This is a genomic window from Nocardia sp. NBC_01377 (genome assembly GCF_045040005.1).
In the GTDB taxonomy this organism is placed as follows: domain Bacteria; phylum Actinomycetota; class Actinomycetes; order Mycobacteriales; family Mycobacteriaceae; genus Nocardia; species Nocardia noduli.
Window position 1 is genome coordinate 6,969,613 of sequence record NZ_CP109566.1, and the last position, 16,853, is coordinate 6,986,465.

Here is a 16,853-nt window from a genome sequence, read left to right on the forward strand (position 1 = left end):
TATCATCGGAAATGGCGTGCCCCGAAGGGATACGTGGTGGTCGCGGCACGTGTGGACCAGGGCTGATCGCTGCGCTTCCGGCGAAGACCGGACCGAAGACATGCCCTCGCCGAATCCGGCCCACATCGGGTCCGCGTGTACACACCGGTTCCTCGTGGACTCGGGTGATGATCGACCCGGAACGATCTCGCCCGGCGATCAAGGAGGACGACGCGTGCCCTCGATCCATACCGCTTCGCTGTTGGCAGGCGAAGAGATCCACCGCAGTGAACTCGGCTCGTTGACCAGGCTGACCGCCGACAGTTTTCCCATTCTGAGCGGCCTGTCGATCAAACGTCTCACGCTGGCCCCGGGCGCGATCCGCGAACCGCACTGGCACGCGAACTGCACCGAACTCACCTACTGCACCGCGGGGCAGGCGTTGGTTTCGGTGCTCGACAGCGGGGGGAGATTCTCGTCGTTCCTGGTGCGTCCCGGGGAGATGTTCCATATCGACTCCGGCGCGTTGCATCACGTGGAGAACATCGGCGATATGGACGCGGAATTCATTCTGGCGTTTCGCCACGAGCGCCCGGAGGATTTCGGGTTGAGCGCCTCGCTGGGCGCGATGACCGATTCGGTGCTCGGTAACACCTACGACCTGGCCGCCTCGGATTTCGCGAAGATCCGGCGCAGTACGACGGCGAAACTGCTCGTCCGTCGCGGGGGTGAGCCGGAGATACCGTCGTCCGCCCATTTCGGCGACCCGCATCATTTCGCGATCGAGGCGATGGCGGCCCCGGTGGATTCACCGGTCGGGTCGGCGCGAACGGCGCGCGAGCAATTCTGGCCCGCGCTGCACGATATCTCGATGTATTCGCTGCGCATCAGGGAAGACGGTATGCGCGAGCCGCATTGGCATCCGGTCACCGCGGAGATGGGGTATGTGCACCGGGGTTCGGCGCGGATGACGATCATGGATCCGGACGGGACGCTGGACACCTACGTCGTGAACGAGGGCGAGGTGTATTTCGTGCCACGCGCCTACCCGCACCATATCGAGGTCATCGATGCGCCGCGCGTGCATCTGCTGATCTTCTTCGATCAGCCGACACCGGCCGATATCGGTTACCGCGCCTCGATGAGCGCCTATTCCCGCAGCGTTCTCGCCGCGACATTCGGCGTCGCCATCGACGCGCTCCCCGAACTGCCGTTCACCTCCGCCGATCCGCTCATCGTGACCAGGAACAATCCACTCGCGCCGTAGCCGCGCTACGAATCGTTCTCCTCGGTCGCGGCCTGGTCGGCCAATGTCGTGCCCGGCGGCAGGGTCGCCAGCAGATACACGCTGATCAACAGAACCCAGGCCGGGAAAACGAGGCCGACCCACACACTGAAACTGACCACGATCAGCAGGAACAGCGCGAAAACGTAGGTGATCACGACCAGCGGACGTGGCATGAGTCCGGTGCGCAACCAGATCGTTCCCAACGAGATCATGAACACTCCAGCCATGCGTACCGCGTAGACACTGTTCATCTGGAGCATCACCTCGCGGCCGAAGATCAGGATGTCGCTGTGTGAAACGTCCGAATGGCGGGCGAGGGCGAGAACGCCACCCGCGATTCCCATCGACGCGAACATCATGGCGAGGAAGAGCAATCCGCTGCCCAACATGACCGTCGAGAAGAACCGGTCCTCCAGTGCGCCGATGCGATCTCTGATCACGCCGATGAACCACAGGAACGCGATCCCCGCGAAAGGTTCCAGCACCAGGGCGATCTTGATTCTTCTTTGATGCGGACCGGACCAGGCGGCGTCGCTGAGGGGGTCGCCGGACAGGGTCGTGCGCAACAGTACGAGACCGATCGTGAACAGCACGGCGAACAGGATGCCCGCGACGGCGGCCGAACGCGGCGTCGTCAGCCTGCGGAATTGCCTCTCGCGATACACCTCGGCCATGCGTCGATCGCCTCCCTGTTCGACCGCGACGGAATTTCGTCGAGTGCGATGATGCGGGAGTCCGGCACCCGACCTTTCGCGTCGTTCGGTGCCGGACTCCCGGTGCGGCGGCCGGGTCGTCGCCTACTGCCGGGCCATATGCATGCGCATCTCACTGGGGATATCGGTGATCAGGTCCCCGGACAGGTCGACGACGGCGGTGTGCAGGGTGCCGCTGAACCGGAACGGCGGCCGGTAGTCGGAGACGATCGCGGAGCCGGGGTTGGCCCCGCAGGTCATGCCGCCGGGGTTGAAGGCGACCGGTGTGGTGACCGGGAATTCCTCCCGACCGACCGGGCGACGGTCGATGTAGAGCGTGGCGTTACCCGGCGCGCCCTTACCCTGGGTGATGTCGGGGACACCGGTCGGCTCGAATTCGAAGCGGAGTTCGTGACGCCCCTCCGGGATCGTCTCGGTGGAGGCGACCCGGTACACGGCACGCCGAACGTAGTTGTGCGCGTAATGCAGTCGGCCGTCCTTGACGAAGAAGGTCCAGCCGCCGACATTGGTGCCCTGGCACACCAGAACGCCGTCGGCGCCGCCCGCCGGGATCTCCACGTCGACGGTGACGCTGTGCGGCCGGTTGAGTACGCGCGGCGCGACGGCGGCGGGCAGCGTGTCGGTATCCGCGCGCAGGGTGTAACTGGTCTGCGCGGGGGTGATCTGCGGACGTTCCTGGATGAGGCGTTGCAGGGTGCTGCTGTCGATGGGCAGCACGTTGTACTTACCCGCCTCGACGTACCACAGCGAGATCATCTCGAGGAGTTTGTCGGGATGTTCGGCGGCGAGGTCGTGGGTTTCCGCGAAATCCTCCTCGATGTAGTACAACTCCCAGCCGTGCGCGTCCAATTCGCCGAGCGCATCGGCGGTGATGGGGGTGCCGAAGGCGTTGTCCGCCTCCGCGAAAGACGTTCCGGGCCAGGGACATACCGCGCGCCAGCCATCGTGATCGATGGCGCGGTGGCCGAGCATCTCGAAGTACTGGGTGTGATGGCCGGTGACCGCGTCCCCGTTGTCGAAGGTGTGCGCGAAGCTGACGCCGTGCATCGGCGACTGCGCGACGCCCTTGATGGTGGCGGGCGGCTCGATGCCGAGTACGTCGAGAACGGTGGGGACCATATCCACCAGATGCGCGTACTGGGTGCGGATCTCGCCGTTCGCGGTGATTCCTCGCGGCCAGTGGACCAGGAACGGGTCGCTCGCGCCGCCGCGGTAGGTCTCACGCTTCCAGCGCCGGAAGGGGGTGTTGCCCGCCCAGGTCCAGCCCCACGGATAGTGGTTGAACGTGCTCGGGCCGCCGAGTTCGTCGATCGCCCGCAGACTGTCCTCGATCGGCTCCGGGGCGTTGTTGAAGAATTGCAGTTCGTTCGTCGTCCCGGTGACGCCGCCTTCCGCGCTCGCCCCGTTATCGGACACCACCATGATCAGCGTGTTGTCGAATTGGCCGATCTCCTTCAAGAAATCGAGCATTCGGCCGATGTGGTGGTCGGTATGGGTCAGGAATCCGGCGTAGACCTCCATCATCCGCGCGGCCAGACGGCGCTGGTCGACGGGCAGCGAATCCCATTCCGGCACATCGGGATCGTGTCGGGAGAGCTGCGCGTCCACCGGTACGACGCCGCGTTCCTTCTGCTGGGCGAAGGTGAATTCGCGATAGGCCTCCCAGCCGTCGTCGAAACGTCCTCGGTACCGGTCGGCCCATTCCTTGGGCACGTGGTGCGGCGCGTGGGTGGCGCCGGTGCAGAAATTCAGGAAGAACGGTTTGTCGGGGGCGACCTGCTTCGCGCTGGCGATGAAGGAAATCGCCCTGTCGACCAGGTCGGCGGTCAGGTGATACCCGTCCTCGGGGGTCGCGGGCGGTTCGACCTGATGATTGTCGTGGACCAGATCCGGATACCACTGGCTCGTGTCACCGCCGAGGAAACCGTAGAAACGCTCGAATCCGCGCCCGAGTGGCCAGCGCTCGTAGGGACCCGCGGCCGATTCCTGTTCCGAGGGCACCAGATGCCATTTACCCACCTGATAGGTGTTGTAACCGTGCTCCAACAGGATCTCGGACAGGAATCCGTTCTCGAACGGGATATTGCCGTTGTATCCCGGGAATCCGGTGGCGATCTCGGTGATTCCGGCCATCGCGTTCGCGTGGTGGTTGCGGCCGGTCATCATGCACGAACGCGAGGGCGAGCACAGCGCGGTGGTGTGCATGTTGTTGTAGAGCAGACCGTGTTCGGCGAGCCGGTCGAGATTCGGCGTCTCGATCGGACTGCCGTAGCACCCGAACTGGCCGAAACCGGTGTCGTCGAAGACGATGAACAGCACGTTCGGCGCGTCGGGTACGGCACGCACCGGCTGCGGCCACGCTGGACTCGATTCGTCGGTGGTCCGACCGATGATTCCGGGGAACGTGGTGCCCGGCCGGTATTCCTTCGGTGGCATATGCTCGGTCCTCCGTCGCTCGACGAGTTCTCGGTGTGCCACGAAAGTACGGGTGAACCGGGGCGGGCGACGTCACCCGTGAGGGGTGACCGTGGAGCGAGGCCGGGGGGCGCGCGCCGACGTTATTGTCATACTGTCAATAAACCCGGGCCGGCTTTCCCGGGCGGCACCGGACGCGCCGGTGCGCTGGATCGACGACGAACCGAGGTAGGGCGTGAGCACACCATCCACCACCACAGGATCAACCCACCCCGCCGGTGACGATAACCGGAGGCAGGGGCCGCTGGCCGGCATCAAAGTAGTCGAACTCGCCGGAATCGGCCCGGGTCCGCACGCGGCGCTGCTACTGGCCGACCTGGGCGCCGATGTGGTGCGGGTACAGCGCGCGGGCATGTTCCCCGGCTTCATGGACCGGGCGCAGTGGCGCGGACGCACCATCCTCGAGGCCAACCTGAAGGATCCGGCGGATATCGAGAAGGTGCTCACCCTGATCGGGAAGGCCGATGTCCTGATCGAGGGTTTCCGGCCGGGCGTCACCGAGCGGATGGGCCTGGGCCCCGACGCGGCGCTCGAGCGCAACCCGCGCCTGATCTACGGACGTATGACCGGATGGGGCCAGGAGGGTCCGCTGGCCGACCGCGCCGGCCACGACATCAACTACATCTCGCTGACCGGCGTGCTGAACGCCATCGGCCGCAAGGGTGAGCGGCCGGTGCCGCCACTCAATATGGTCGGCGACTTCGGCGGCGGCTCCATGTTCCTGGTGTTCGGCATCCTCGCCGCGATCATCGAGCGGCAGACCTCGGGCAAGGGCCAGGTCATCGACGCGGCGATGGTCGACGGCGCACTCGCCCTGTCGCACATGATCTGGGGTATGCGCGGCGTCGGGTTGTGGAACGACGAGCGCGGCACCAACCTGCTCGACACCGGACAGGCCTTCTACGACACCTACGAGACCTCCGACGGCAAGTACATGGCCGTCGGCGCGATCGAGCCGCAGTTCTACGCGGAACTGCTCGCGGGGCTGGAGATCGATCCGGAGGGTCTGCCCCAGCAACTCGACCCCAACGGCCAGGATCAGCTGAAGAAGCTGTTCACCGAGAAGTTCAAATCCAAGACCCGCGACGAATGGGCCGCGATCTTCGAGGGCACCGACGCCTGCACCACCCCCGTGCTCACCTTCACCGAGGCCGAGGCGAACCCGCATATCGTCGCGCGGACCGGCCTGGTCGAGATCGGCGGCATCGTGCAGCACGCGCCCGCTCCGCGCTTCTCCCGCACCCCCACCACCATTCCGACCCCGCCGCCGACCGAGGGCACTCCGTTCGAGGAGATCTGGGCGGACTGATTCCCCACGTACGGCACGGTCGCGCGTGACGCGGGCGTGCCGTACGGCCGTTCTCAGCTGGCGGTCGACGATTGCGCGCGACTGATATGGGCGTTGTGCGCCGCGGACTCGTTGTCGGCGGTGAGCCGGAAAACCGCCTTTTCCAGGGTCGGAAGAATATCGGTGATCTCGAGTGCGCCGTCGACGTAGCGCCCGATGAGTCCGTAACTGAGTCCGGTCAGCACGCGGCCGATGTCATCGAGATAATCGGGGTCCGTGCCCGCGAGGACCGCACCCGCCGCGGGGACGAGCGCGGTGATGCCCTGCGCCTCGAGGCGACTACCGTCGGGGCCGGTGCGCGCCTTGTGATAGGCCTCCAACATCTTCGGGCTGTCTTCCCACGGCTCGAACACCCGTCGGAACAGCCGCATCAAACCCTCGCGCAATGTCTCGTCCGGGTCGACCGCGGCGAGGTCGGTGTAACTGGTTCGGGCCATCCACTGTTCGAGCGCGGCGACGATCAGCTGATCGCGGGTCCCGAACAGTTTGTAGATCGTGCTCAGTGACACCCGGGCGCCGCGCGCCACCTCCTGGAGGTAGAGGCCGTCGTAACCGACCCGTTCCAGCGAGTCCAGCACGACGGCAAGGATCCGCGACGAAGTTTCCGATTCACTCCCCACACCCCGGGCCATCTCCCTAGAGTAATCCCATTACTCAAGTAATCGGATTACTCGATATCCGATTACCGAGTCGAAGAACAAGGTTTTCGGGAGCGAGATGGCGACATACGTACTGGTCCACGGCGGCGGGCACGGCGGTTGGTGCTACCGGAAGGTGGCCCGACTACTACGCGACGCGGGCCACGAGGTGTTCGCCCCGACACTGTCCGGACTGGCCGACCGCTCCCATCTGTCCCTGTCCGATATCGGGCTGGACACCCATATCCAGGACGTCGCTTCCCTGCTGCACTACGAAGACCTCCGCGAGGTGATCCTGGTCGGCCACAGCTACGGCGGCATGGTCATCACCGGCGCCGCCGACCGGGCCATCGATCGGGTCGGGCGGCTGGTCTACCTGGACGCGGCGAACCCGATCAACGGTCAGTCACTCGTCGATGTCGCCGGTCCGATCATCGAGGCGACCCGCCCGTTCGGCGAGACGATCGACGGCACCGAACTGGTCCTGCTCCCGCATCCCGACGCGGGCATGTTCTACGGGGTCACCGACCCCGCGGACCTCACGTGGATGGCCGAGCGGCTGACCAGCCATCCGTGGCGGTGTTTCGAGGAGAAACTCGATCTCCGTGACGAACAGGCCGTCGCCGCGCTGCCGCAATTCCACATCGTCTGCACCTCGACCCTCGCCACGCGCGATCCCGAATTGGTCGACGGCGCACGAAAAGCGGGACGGCTGTGGGATATCGACACCGGCCACGACCTGATGATCACCGAACCGGAAGCCGTCACCGACGTCCTGCTGCTGGTGGCAGCAGCATGAACCGCACAGGAGTAAGACGAGTGAAGACACAGCGGATAGTCGTTGCCCTGATCGCGATCGCGCTGGTGGCAGCCGGTTGCGGACGCGACGGCGGCACCGAACCCACCGAAGGCGGTGGCTCGTCAGGGCCCGCCGCCACGGCGAACTTCGGCAGCCTCAACGGCGTCTGTCAGCCCGGCAGCGCGAAAAGCGCTCCGGCGCAGGGTGTCACGGCGTCCGACATCGAGGTCGGCATGTTCTCCGATGTCGGGTTCACCAAGAACCCCGACTACGTCGACGCCGCGAAGGTCTTCACCTCGTGGTGCAACGCGGCGGGTGGTATCAACGGCCGCAAGGTCAACGTCAACCTGCGCGACACCAACCTGATGGAGGTGCGCCAGCGGATGCTGGAAGCCTGCCGTGAGGATTTCGTCCTGGTCGGCGGTAGCGCCGCGCTGGACGGACTCGGCGTCAAGGACCGGCTGAACTGCCTGCTTCCCGATTTCCCGGTGCAGGTCACCCAGGTGCCCAATACCGGCTCCGATCTGCAGGTTCCCTCGTTCGGCGCGTCCGCCTCGGAGAGCGTCAATCCCTATACCGGGTATTACGAGTGGCTGCTCGAAGAGGCCTATCCCGGCTCGCAGAACGGTATCGGCTTGATCAACGGCGACTCGCCGATCACGAAGGCGATGGGTGATAAACAGGTCGAGTTCTTCAACGCATTCGGCGCGAAGATCGTCTACAACGACCTGTACCCGGTCGCGGGGGTCTCCGACTGGACCCCGTACGCGCAGTCGATCAAGGCCAACAACGTCAAGGGCCTGATCTTCCTCGGCGATTTCCGCTACCTGGCCAAGCTCGAGGACATCCTCACGAGCATGAACTACAAACTCGACTGGATCGACGCCAACGCCAACGCCTACAACCAGACCTTCCTCGACTCGGCGAAGAGTTCACTGTCGAGCCAGAACAACTTCTCCGATATCAGCGGCACCGCGCCACTGGACGCCGCCGCGACGACTCCCGCGATCGCGGAACTGAAGACGCTCTACAGCAAGTACGCGCCCGGCGCGGCGATCACCTTCCAGGGACTGCGAGCCTTCCAGACCTGGCTGCTGTTCGCCAAGTCGGCCGCCAGCTGCGGCGACAATCTGACGCGTTCGTGTGTCTACAACGCCGCGATCAAGGAGACCGCCTGGACCGCCGGTGGCTTGCAGGCGCCGATCGATCTGTCCAAGCCGCTCGCGGAGCAGCCGCGCTGCTTCAACGTGCAGCAGGCCACCCCCGACGGCTGGAAGGCCGCCGATTTCAAGCCGAACAACGGTCAGTTCCGTTGTGGATTCACCTCTTACAAGTACACCCAGGATTTCGGCAAGCCGATGACGCTCGCCGACGTGGGTAAGAGCATGAACGACCTGAAGTAGTCCCACCGGTCACGAAGACCCGGTCCCATGCGGGGCCGGGTCTTCGCCGTCACGGACACTTCGAAGCCGCACCCCTCAGTGGCGGGTCCAGTCGGGCTGGGCGAAATCGGCGATCCTGGCGTCGGCCGGGTCGCGGCCGAGCAGCACGACTTCGCGGAACTGCCAGAGCATCGCGCCGGTCGGCGCGTGGATGGTCATGCCGTCGCCCAGGCGCATCTGTAGGAGGCCCGGCCCCTCCGGCGCGATCGTCGACGCTTCGCCTGGCAGTTCGCCCTGACGTACCGCCTCACCGGGACTCACCCAGTGGGGCACGTCGTCCTCGGCGAGTCTGCCGAGATCGACGAAGTGGACCGAATGGACCTCGTCCTGGCTGGGGTTCAGCGCCGCGGCGTCGCTCAGCGCCGCCACGAACGGCGTGATGACGAATCCGGAGCTGGCAGGGAAGTCGTCGAGACGGCCGAGCAGGTCGGCGGTGGTCACGGTCAGCCCGAGTTCCTCGTGCAGTTCCCTGATCGCCGCCTGCTCGGCGGTTTCCCCGCTGTCGAGACGGCCGCCGGGCAGACCCCACTGGCCCGCGTTGCGCCCCCGGTAGGCGCGCCGGATGACCAGCACCGCGGGCGTGCGCTCCGGTGACTCGACCACGCACAGCAGCACGGCGGCCCTGCGGATATCCGGCGCGTCGGGAACTTCCAGATGCGGGAACCGGCGCAGGCGACTACTCGCCGACGCTCGGAACTCTTCGACGCTTGCGGGGACACTCGGTCCCGTCGTGGGGCCCATGACCTCGATACTGCCCGAGATCGAATTCGGTCACGTCGAGGGGATCCCGTTACGAGACCGACCGACCGGCTCGCACGGGCCTCCGGTCAGTAGCAGGTGAGCGGTTGGAGCGGGTCGACGGCGCGGGGTGTGAGCGCCTCGTAGGCCGCCGCGATCCCTTTGACGGCGAGCCGAAGTTCGGACTCCTGATGCGTATAGGGCAGGCGGAGGAAACGTTCGAAAGCACCCTGCACACCGAAACGTGGTCCGGCCGCGAGCAATACGCCGTAGTTGGGCGCTGTGGCCGCCAGCGCCGTCGAGACCGGGGCAGGCAGTTGCGCCCACAGCGACATGCCGCCCGCGCCCTCGCCGACCCGCCAATCCGGCAGTTCTTCGGCCAGGGCCTCCAGCATCGCCGCACGTTGGGACCGCAATTGATCGCGGCGGCGGTCCAGGATTCCGTCGGCGTTCGCCAGCAGGTACACGGTGGCGAGCTGATCCATGACGGGCGTGCCCAGGTCGACGGTGGAACGGATGCCGAGCAGTTTGGTGATCAGCGACTGGTTGGTGCGAATCCAGCCGACGCGCAGACCGCCCCAGAAGGATTTGGACGCCGACCCGATGGTGACGATCTCCGCGCCCTTGGCGAAGGCCGCGACCGGCGGCGGCGCGGGGGTCGAGTCCAGCCGCAGGTCGACCATCGATTCGTCGATGACGATCGTCATCCTGGTCTCCCTGGCGATGGCGGCCAGTTCGGCCCGGCCGTCGGCATCGAGCAGCAGGCCGGTCGGATTGTTGAAATCGGGGACGAGATAGGCCAGCGTCGCGGCGGTTTGCCTTGCGGCGCTGCGTATTCCGTCGAGATCCCAGCCGCGTTCCTGATTCTCCAGCAGCAGCGGCACCGGGATGGGGCGGGCGCCGACATCGCGAATGGCCTCGATGGCGTTCGGGTAGGTCGGATGTTCGATCAGCACCCGCGCGGCGGGCGCGGTCAGCACATTGAGCAGCAGGCGCAGACCGTGCTGGGCGCCGAGGGTGACCAGGATCTGGTCCGGTTCGGTGGGCAGACCGCGTTCGGTGTAGCGGCGGGCGAGGGCCTCGCGCAGTGCGAGCACACCGACCGGATCCATGCCGTGGGTACCCAGGTAGGCCGGAAGACCTTCCAGCGCGGCGGAATACGCCGCCTGCATCTCCCTCGGCGCCGCCATCGCGGCATAGGTCAGGTCGATGGTCGTCAGCTCCGGCTGCGACATCATCGCGAGAATACTTCTGGCGGGTTTGGTTCCGTCGTGCGGCACCGCGGGCGGCAGCGCCACCGTGCTGCGCGAACCCTGGCGGCTGATCAGGTAACCGTGTTCGCGCAGCAGCGTGTAGGTGGAAGTGATGGTGGTCCGGCTGACGCCGAGCGTCGCTGCCAGATCGCGTTCACTGGGCAGCGCCACACCCAGCGGCGCCCTGCCGTCGTGGATGAGCAACCGGATGCCTTCGGCGAGCGCGAGATAGGCCGGACGCGCGGAACGACGGCTGCTCGCCGAGGTTTCCCCGCCGTCCTCGTCCACGCTGCGCCAGCGGCCCAGATCCCGCGCCAGACTGGTCGCACCGATAACTCTTGTCGCCATACGGTCCAGTATTCACCGATTGGATATTTATAAGCAAGGCCAGTGGGGTCATTCTGAATACATGACCGCCCTGCTCAGCCTTCTCGTCGTCGTCGTCGCCTTCGCCTACGCCGTCCACCGTTTCGCCCCTCGTTCGGGTGCCACCGCCTTCCGGATCGACCGGTTCCGCGCGCCGTGGCCACTCCTGGACGATTCCGCTTCATACTACGAGGAACAGCGGCAATACGCCGATATCGCCGCGATCCGCAGCCGATCGGAAGCGGCGGAGGTCGCCGCGGAGCCGATCCGCGAGGCCGAACGCGCCGTGGTGCGGTCCGCGTCGAATCCGAGCTGTGGGACATTCAAGGCCAGTTTCTCCTGACTGGACTGGACTGGTCTCCTCGGCTGTCATCACGATCGGCCAGCCACTCGAGGGTTCCGACGTCCGGATGAAGCGCGCCGACTCGGCCGCGACAGGAATTCGGCGGCGGAACCTCGCCCGCCCGATCGCACCAGCCGTCGAATGTGTCGGACCCCGCGTGCAGACTGTGATCATGGGCGTTTCCATTCGGCTGCCTGGGCGGGCAGCGCTCTTCGATACCGCGATCGGCGACTGCGCCATCGCGTGGGGCGGGGACGCCGTTTTCCGGTTCGCACTGCCCGACACCGATTCGGCGGCACTGCTCGCGCACATCACACGCGCGATCGGCGACGACGCGATCGACCGGGCCGAACCGACCGGCCCCATCGCCGAGGCGGTCCGGGGCATTCGGGCCCACCTCGCGGGCGAACTCGACGACCTGCGCTGGATACCGTTGGACACCAGCGCGATTCCCGATTTCCACCGCCGGGTCTACGACGTGACCCGCGCGATAGATCCCGGCCACACCCTCAGTTACGGGCAGGTGGCGGATCGGGTCGGCGCACCGGGCGCGGCACAGGCCGTCGGGCAGGCGCTCGGTCGCAATCCGATCCCGCTGATCATTCCGTGCCACCGGGTGCTCGCCGCCGACAACGCGCTGCACGGTTTCTCCGCACCGGGCGGGATCACCACCAAACAGCGGCTCCTCGAAATCGAGCGCACGCCGGGGTTCGGCGAACCCACACTCTTCTGAGGTCGCGGCGGCCTCGCGCCGGATCAGCCGGGCGGATGCTGACGGTAGAACTCGCACGCGTCACCGCTGAGGTAGCCGTCCATGCACGCGAAGTACGCCTGGATACAGCTGTTGGTGGTGCACCCGAGTTCCAGCAACCGCTGACGGATCCGCAGATTGCGCTCCACCGCATCCGGTGCGGCCGGGGCCGCCGAGGTCGCGACGACCGAGGGAGAACCCACCGGTCGCGGTGTGCCCGACGTATCGGAACATCCCCCTACCAGCCCCAGCACGACCAGAACCACACCGACGATCGCCGACTTACGCACAGGCGTCCACACCTTTCCACAGCTCGCTACCGCCGACCGTAACCGCCGCCGCCCCGGCCTGCCCAGCTAACCCCCGGTATACGCCCTCGACGGCGGCGTCACCCGGATCGGCCCGGGGCTTCGCCGCGCATGAAGGCGCCGAGGGATTCGCGGTCGGTGACGTCCATTTTCATGCAGGCGCGATAGAGGTGGCCTTCGACGGTCCGGACCGAGACGGTGAGGCGGTCGGCGATCTGGCGGTTGGACAGACCGGCCGCGACGAGGTTCGCGATCTCGCGCTCGCGGGCGGTGAGGGGAAGGGGTTGCGCGGCGCGGCGCAGGGCGGGCGTGCTCGCACCGCCGCAGGCCGCGGCGAGGCGGTTGGCGACCGCGGCGGATTCGAGCAGTCGGCGACGGTCACCGGCGCGTTCGTGCGCGGACGCGGCCTGGGCCGCGGCGTCGGCGGCCGAGAGCAGCGCGCCCATCGCCTCGAATTCGGCGGCGACGGTATCCAATCCGGTGCCGTCCTGGGCCGCGAGTGCCATCGCGTGTTCGGCCTGGGCCCGCACGAGTCGTCCGTCCACCCGGGCCGCGAGATCGGCGAGTCGGCCCGCGACGGAACTGTCACCGAATCGGGCGACGGTGTGCAGGGCCATCGCTTCGATGGCGTACTGCCGGGAGCGGCCCGCGGAGGCGGCGGCGAACATCGCCGATCGGATGGCCGCGCTGACACTCCCCTCCGCACCGGCGTGGACGGCACGGGCGATATCGAGTTGCGGTTCGTACACCGCGGAATGCCTGCCGCCGTGGGCTGCGGCCTCGCGAATGGATTCGGCGGCGTCATCCGCTCGGCCGAGCGCCGAATACGCCTCGGCCAGGCGAATTCTCGCCGGAATCATCCAGGCCGCCGCACCCTCGGTCGCGAGGGCGGCCAGTGCCTGTTCCAGATGTTCGATCCCGTCCGGGAACCGACCTCGGGCGACGTCGGCCGTGCCCTGCAAGATCTTCGACAATCCCCAGGCCAGATACTGGCCCGGCGCCGAATAGTCGAAATATCCCGCCGCGCAACGTTTGGCGGCTTCCAGCTCACCGGACAGCGTCAGCGCGAGTACCTCGGCGTGGGTGGAGATGAACCGGTTGAGCCCGTCGATCTCCGCTTCCACCTCGTGTCCGCGCGCCACGTACGTGCGCGCCGCCTCGGCCTTGCCCATCAGCGCCAGGGCCAGACCGCCGCCGAAGGAGGCCCACCAGACCGCCCATCTCGGCGCTCCGTGGGATGTCATCACCGATTCGGCGTCGGCGTAGGCGTCCGCCAACCGGTTCTCGTTGACCTCGCAGGCGGAGGCGAGCGCGGTCAACATGAGCACGCTCTTGGGATGCTGCACTTTCGCCCGGACCTGGGCGAGGACCTCGTCGGCGCGGTCTGCGTCGCCCACCGCCCAGAACAGGTTCGACACCCGGGTGCTGCCCCAGCGGACCAGTTGCACCTCATCGAGTCGGTCGGGGTCGAAACCGGCCAGGGTGCGTTCGGCCTCGATCCGATGCCCCTGCCACAGCAGTGCGCGGGCGAGCAGATCCGCGGCCTCGACGCCGCCGCGCCGCTCCACGGCGGCGCGGGCGAAACGTTCGCCGAGCGGCAGATTCGCCAGGTGGATGGCATCGGCGGCGGCCGCCTCGAAGAGTTCGAGATCGGCGGATCTGTCGCTGTCCAAGGCCAATTCGGCCAGCCGGATCCGGTCGGCGGCGGATTTGATCGGACGTTCCTTGAGCGAGGAATACAACCGCCCGCGTAGCCGCCGGGCCGAGGCGACGCCGAGTCTGCGCCGGATCACCTCGCCGAACAGCGGATGGTTGTAGCGCACGATCAATCGGTGTGAGTGCTCCACAACCCTGATCAGACCGCGGGTTTCGGCCGATTCGACGGCCTCCTCGCCCGCCAGTTCGGCGAGTATGTCGATATCGATGGGTTCGCAGAAGGTGAGCAGTTCCAGCACTCTCAGCACCGGATCGGGCAGCTGCTCGACCCGGTCCTCCAGCAGCGCGGCGAGTTCGGAGGTGACCGCGGCCCGGCCGCGCAACTGCCAGACCCCGTTCACCTGGCGCAGGGTGCCCGCTTCCAGCGCGCCCTCCACCAAATGCCGCAGGAACAGCGCGTTTCCGGCCGAGGACTCCCACATCAGGTTGGCGGTGAAACCCTCGAGCTGCCCGCCGAGCATGGATTCCACCAATTCGACGCTCTGCCGCTGGGTGAACGGTCCCAGGTCGATGCGCAGCAGGTGACCGTCTTTCCACAACGAGGTGACCGCGTCGGGAACCTGCACACCGCTGCGTACCGTCGCCACGATATGCGCGGCCCTGTCGATGGCCAGTTGCAGCAACAGGGTGGCCGAGAGTTGGTCGAGCAGATGCGCGTCGTCGACGCCGATGGTGGTGTGCCCCTCGGCGAGCAGCGCCTCGCGGGCGGCGGACATGAAGGTCACCGGATCGTGCGCGGTGTAGACGCCGACCATGTGCGCGAAAACGCCGAGGGGGATGCCGCGGGCCGATTCGGTGCCCGCCACCCACCGGATATTTCCGCCCACCGCCGCGGTGGCCTTCCTGGCCAGCGTCGTCTTCCCCACTCCGGCATCGCCGGTCAGTACGGCGCCGACATGGACGCGGCCGTCCAGCGCGGACCGAAGGGCGGCGAACTCGGTCTCGCGCTCGATCATCGGCCAGTTCCGAGCCATGGGTCAATCGTAGGTCTTCGCAGTGCACGATCGATCACATCCGCGAACTCCGAACGCGCGCAAACGGGTTCGCCGAAGCCGCGAGCGACACCGACGGGCACGCCTCCGGTTACCCGCGAGCGAACGCGCGGTTTCTCCCACGCGCGCAACCTCGCTCGCCCGACCCCCGAGGCGTGTTGTCGCCTCGGCCGGTGCGTGCGCGGGAGCGTGTCAGCCCAGGACGTCGTGGCGGACGATGGTCTGGTCCCGGCCCGGGCCGACGCCGATGCAGGAGATCCGAGCGCCCGACAACTCCTCCAGCCGGGCCACGTAGGCGCGGGCGTTGGCGGGCAACTCCTCGAAGGTGCGGGCCGCGGAGATGTCCTCCCACCAGCCCGGCATCTCCTCGAAGATCGGGACGGCGTGATGGAAATCGGTCTGCGTGGTCGGCATCTGCTCGACGCGCTCGCCGTCGATCTCGTAGGCGACGCAGATCGGGACGGTGTCCAGGCCGGACAGCACGTCCAGTTTGGTGAGGAAGTAGTCGGTGATGCCGTTGACCCTGGTCGCGTAACGGGCGATCACGGCGTCGAACCAACCGCAGCGCCGTGCGCGCCCGGTGGTCACGCCGACCTCGCCGCCGTTCTTGGCGAGGAATTCGCCGAAGTTGTCGAACAGCTCGGTCGGGAACGGTCCCGAGCCGACGCGGGTCGTGTAGCACTTCAGGATGCCGAGCACCGTATTGATCTTGTTGGGTCCGATGCCCGAGCCGACCGCCGCGCCGCCCGAGGTCGGGTTGGACGAGGTCACATACGGGTAGGTGCCGTGGTCGACGTCGAGCAGGGTGCCCTGCGAACCCTCCAGCAGCACGGTCTCGCCGCGTTCGAGTGCCTCGTTGATCCGCAAGCGGGTGTCGGCGATGCGGTGCTTGAACCCTTCGGCCTGCTCCAGTACCTCATCGACCACCTGCTGCGGGTCGAGCGCGCGCCGGTTGTAGATCTTGACCAGCACCTGGTTCTTGAACTCGAGCGCGGCCTCGACCTTCTGGGTGAGGATCTTCTCATCGAGCACGTCGGCGACCCTGACCCCGACCCTGGCGACCTTGTCCTGGTAGCACGGGCCGATACCGCGGCCGGTGGTGCCGATCTTCTTGTTGCCGAGGAAGCGTTCGGTGACCTTATCGATGGCCACGTGGTACGGCATGATCAGGTGCGCGTCGGCGGAGAGCAGCAGGCCGGAGGTGTCGACCCCGCGCTCTTCCAGCCCGGCCAGTTCGGCGAGCAGCACGCCCGGATCGACCACGACGCCGTTGCCGATCACATTGGTGACACCGGGGGTCAGGATTCCGGACGGGATCAGGTGCAGCGCGAATTTGTCACCGTTGGGCAGGACCACGGTGTGACCCGCGTTGTTGCCACCCTGGTAGCGGACAACCCATTGCAGGCGGCCACCGAGCAGATCGGTCGCTTTGCCCTTGCCCTCGTCGCCCCATTGGGCGCCGATCAGGACGATTGCCGGCATGGTTTGTCTCCTACGTTTGGGGGCGCAACACGGACGTGTTGCAGCTACCTACCCGTCTGGAGGAGGTGGCCGGTAGCTCATTTTAGCCGATACCCTCCGAGCGCCCCGGAACGTATCGGGTGCCGCGGCACCGACACCTCCACATCAACAGGGCTATGGTTGGGCACGGAGCGAGCCAGGACGCCGGGTTCGCCCGGAAGTGGTGAGCAGGCCGACGGGTGT

14 protein-coding genes are annotated in these 16,853 nt (G+C 66.8%); 6 read left to right on the top strand and 8 right to left on the bottom strand.

Translation table 11 applies throughout. The features are described from left to right. Positions 1 to 214 precede the first annotated feature (214 nt). Positions 215 to 1,246, top strand: coding sequence for a cupin domain-containing protein (locus OG225_RS32170; RefSeq protein ID WP_405178605.1), 1,032 nt, complete (start codon positions 215 to 217; stop codon positions 1,244 to 1,246). Positions 1,247 to 1,251: 5 nt separating this feature from the next. Here the strand turns inward: OG225_RS32170 and OG225_RS32175 are convergent, their stop codons facing one another. Both OG225_RS32175 and OG225_RS32180 read right to left on the bottom strand, forming a co-directional pair. Then, positions 1,252 to 1,941, bottom strand: a complete 690-nt coding sequence (locus OG225_RS32175) for a hypothetical protein (protein WP_405178606.1) — start codon at positions 1,939 to 1,941, stop codon at positions 1,252 to 1,254. A 123-nt stretch (positions 1,942 to 2,064) separates the two neighbouring features. Next, complete coding sequence (locus tag OG225_RS32180; protein WP_405178607.1) at positions 2,065 to 4,416, bottom strand: arylsulfatase; 2,352 nt, start codon at positions 4,414 to 4,416, stop codon at positions 2,065 to 2,067. Between the two features lie 214 nt (positions 4,417 to 4,630). Between OG225_RS32180 and OG225_RS32185 the strand changes: the two genes are divergently transcribed. Beyond that, positions 4,631 to 5,764, top strand: coding sequence for a CaiB/BaiF CoA transferase family protein (locus OG225_RS32185; RefSeq protein ID WP_405178608.1), 1,134 nt, complete (start codon positions 4,631 to 4,633; stop codon positions 5,762 to 5,764). A gap of 53 nt (positions 5,765 to 5,817) precedes the next feature. Here OG225_RS32185 and OG225_RS32190 read toward each other — a convergent pair whose 3' ends face one another. After that, positions 5,818 to 6,381 (bottom strand): TetR family transcriptional regulator, encoded by a 564-nt coding sequence (locus tag OG225_RS32190; protein WP_405178609.1) that lies wholly within the window; start codon positions 6,379 to 6,381, stop codon positions 5,818 to 5,820. A gap of 139 nt (positions 6,382 to 6,520) precedes the next feature. On the opposite strand from OG225_RS32190, the gene OG225_RS32195 reads away from it, so the two are divergent. Beyond that, positions 6,521 to 7,240 carry an alpha/beta hydrolase gene (locus OG225_RS32195; protein ID WP_405178610.1) on the top strand — a complete coding sequence of 240 codons (720 nt, stop codon included), beginning with the start codon at positions 6,521 to 6,523 and terminating at the stop codon, positions 7,238 to 7,240. Further along, positions 7,237 to 8,643: an ABC transporter substrate-binding protein gene (locus OG225_RS32200; RefSeq protein ID WP_405178611.1), complete on the top strand. Its 1,407-nt coding sequence runs from the start codon at positions 7,237 to 7,239 to the stop codon at positions 8,641 to 8,643. Before OG225_RS32195 ends, OG225_RS32200 begins: the two co-directional genes overlap by 4 nt. A gap of 75 nt (positions 8,644 to 8,718) precedes the next feature. Here the strand turns inward: OG225_RS32200 and OG225_RS32205 are convergent, their stop codons facing one another. After that, a complete protein-coding gene (locus OG225_RS32205) occupies positions 8,719 to 9,423 on the bottom strand; it encodes an NUDIX hydrolase (RefSeq protein WP_405178612.1) in 705 nt (234 codons plus the stop codon). A gap of 86 nt (positions 9,424 to 9,509) precedes the next feature. Further along, entirely contained in the window at positions 9,510 to 11,021 is a 1,512-nt protein-coding gene (locus OG225_RS32210; protein ID WP_405178613.1) for a PLP-dependent aminotransferase family protein, read from the bottom strand. 61 nt (positions 11,022 to 11,082) lie between these two features. Between OG225_RS32210 and OG225_RS32215 the strand changes: the two genes are divergently transcribed. Continuing rightward, positions 11,083 to 11,382: a hypothetical protein gene (locus OG225_RS32215; protein ID WP_405178614.1), complete on the top strand. Its 300-nt coding sequence runs from the start codon at positions 11,083 to 11,085 to the stop codon at positions 11,380 to 11,382. Between the two features lie 172 nt (positions 11,383 to 11,554). Further along, positions 11,555 to 12,115, top strand: a complete 561-nt coding sequence (locus OG225_RS32220; protein ID WP_405178615.1) for a methylated-DNA--[protein]-cysteine S-methyltransferase — start codon at positions 11,555 to 11,557, stop codon at positions 12,113 to 12,115. Between the two features lie 23 nt (positions 12,116 to 12,138). Here the strand turns inward: OG225_RS32220 and OG225_RS32225 are convergent, their stop codons facing one another. From OG225_RS32225 to OG225_RS32235, 3 genes are all read right to left on the bottom strand, one after another. Further along, complete coding sequence (locus OG225_RS32225; RefSeq protein WP_216916396.1) at positions 12,139 to 12,423, bottom strand: hypothetical protein; 285 nt, start codon at positions 12,421 to 12,423, stop codon at positions 12,139 to 12,141. Between the two features lie 98 nt (positions 12,424 to 12,521). After that, positions 12,522 to 15,131: a LuxR C-terminal-related transcriptional regulator gene (locus OG225_RS32230; RefSeq protein ID WP_405178616.1), complete on the bottom strand. Its 2,610-nt coding sequence runs from the start codon at positions 15,129 to 15,131 to the stop codon at positions 12,522 to 12,524. Positions 15,132 to 15,341: 210 nt separating this feature from the next. Further along, positions 15,342 to 16,631, bottom strand: a complete 1,290-nt coding sequence (locus OG225_RS32235; RefSeq protein ID WP_405178617.1) for an adenylosuccinate synthase — start codon at positions 16,629 to 16,631, stop codon at positions 15,342 to 15,344. Positions 16,632 to 16,853: the final 222 nt, after the last annotated feature.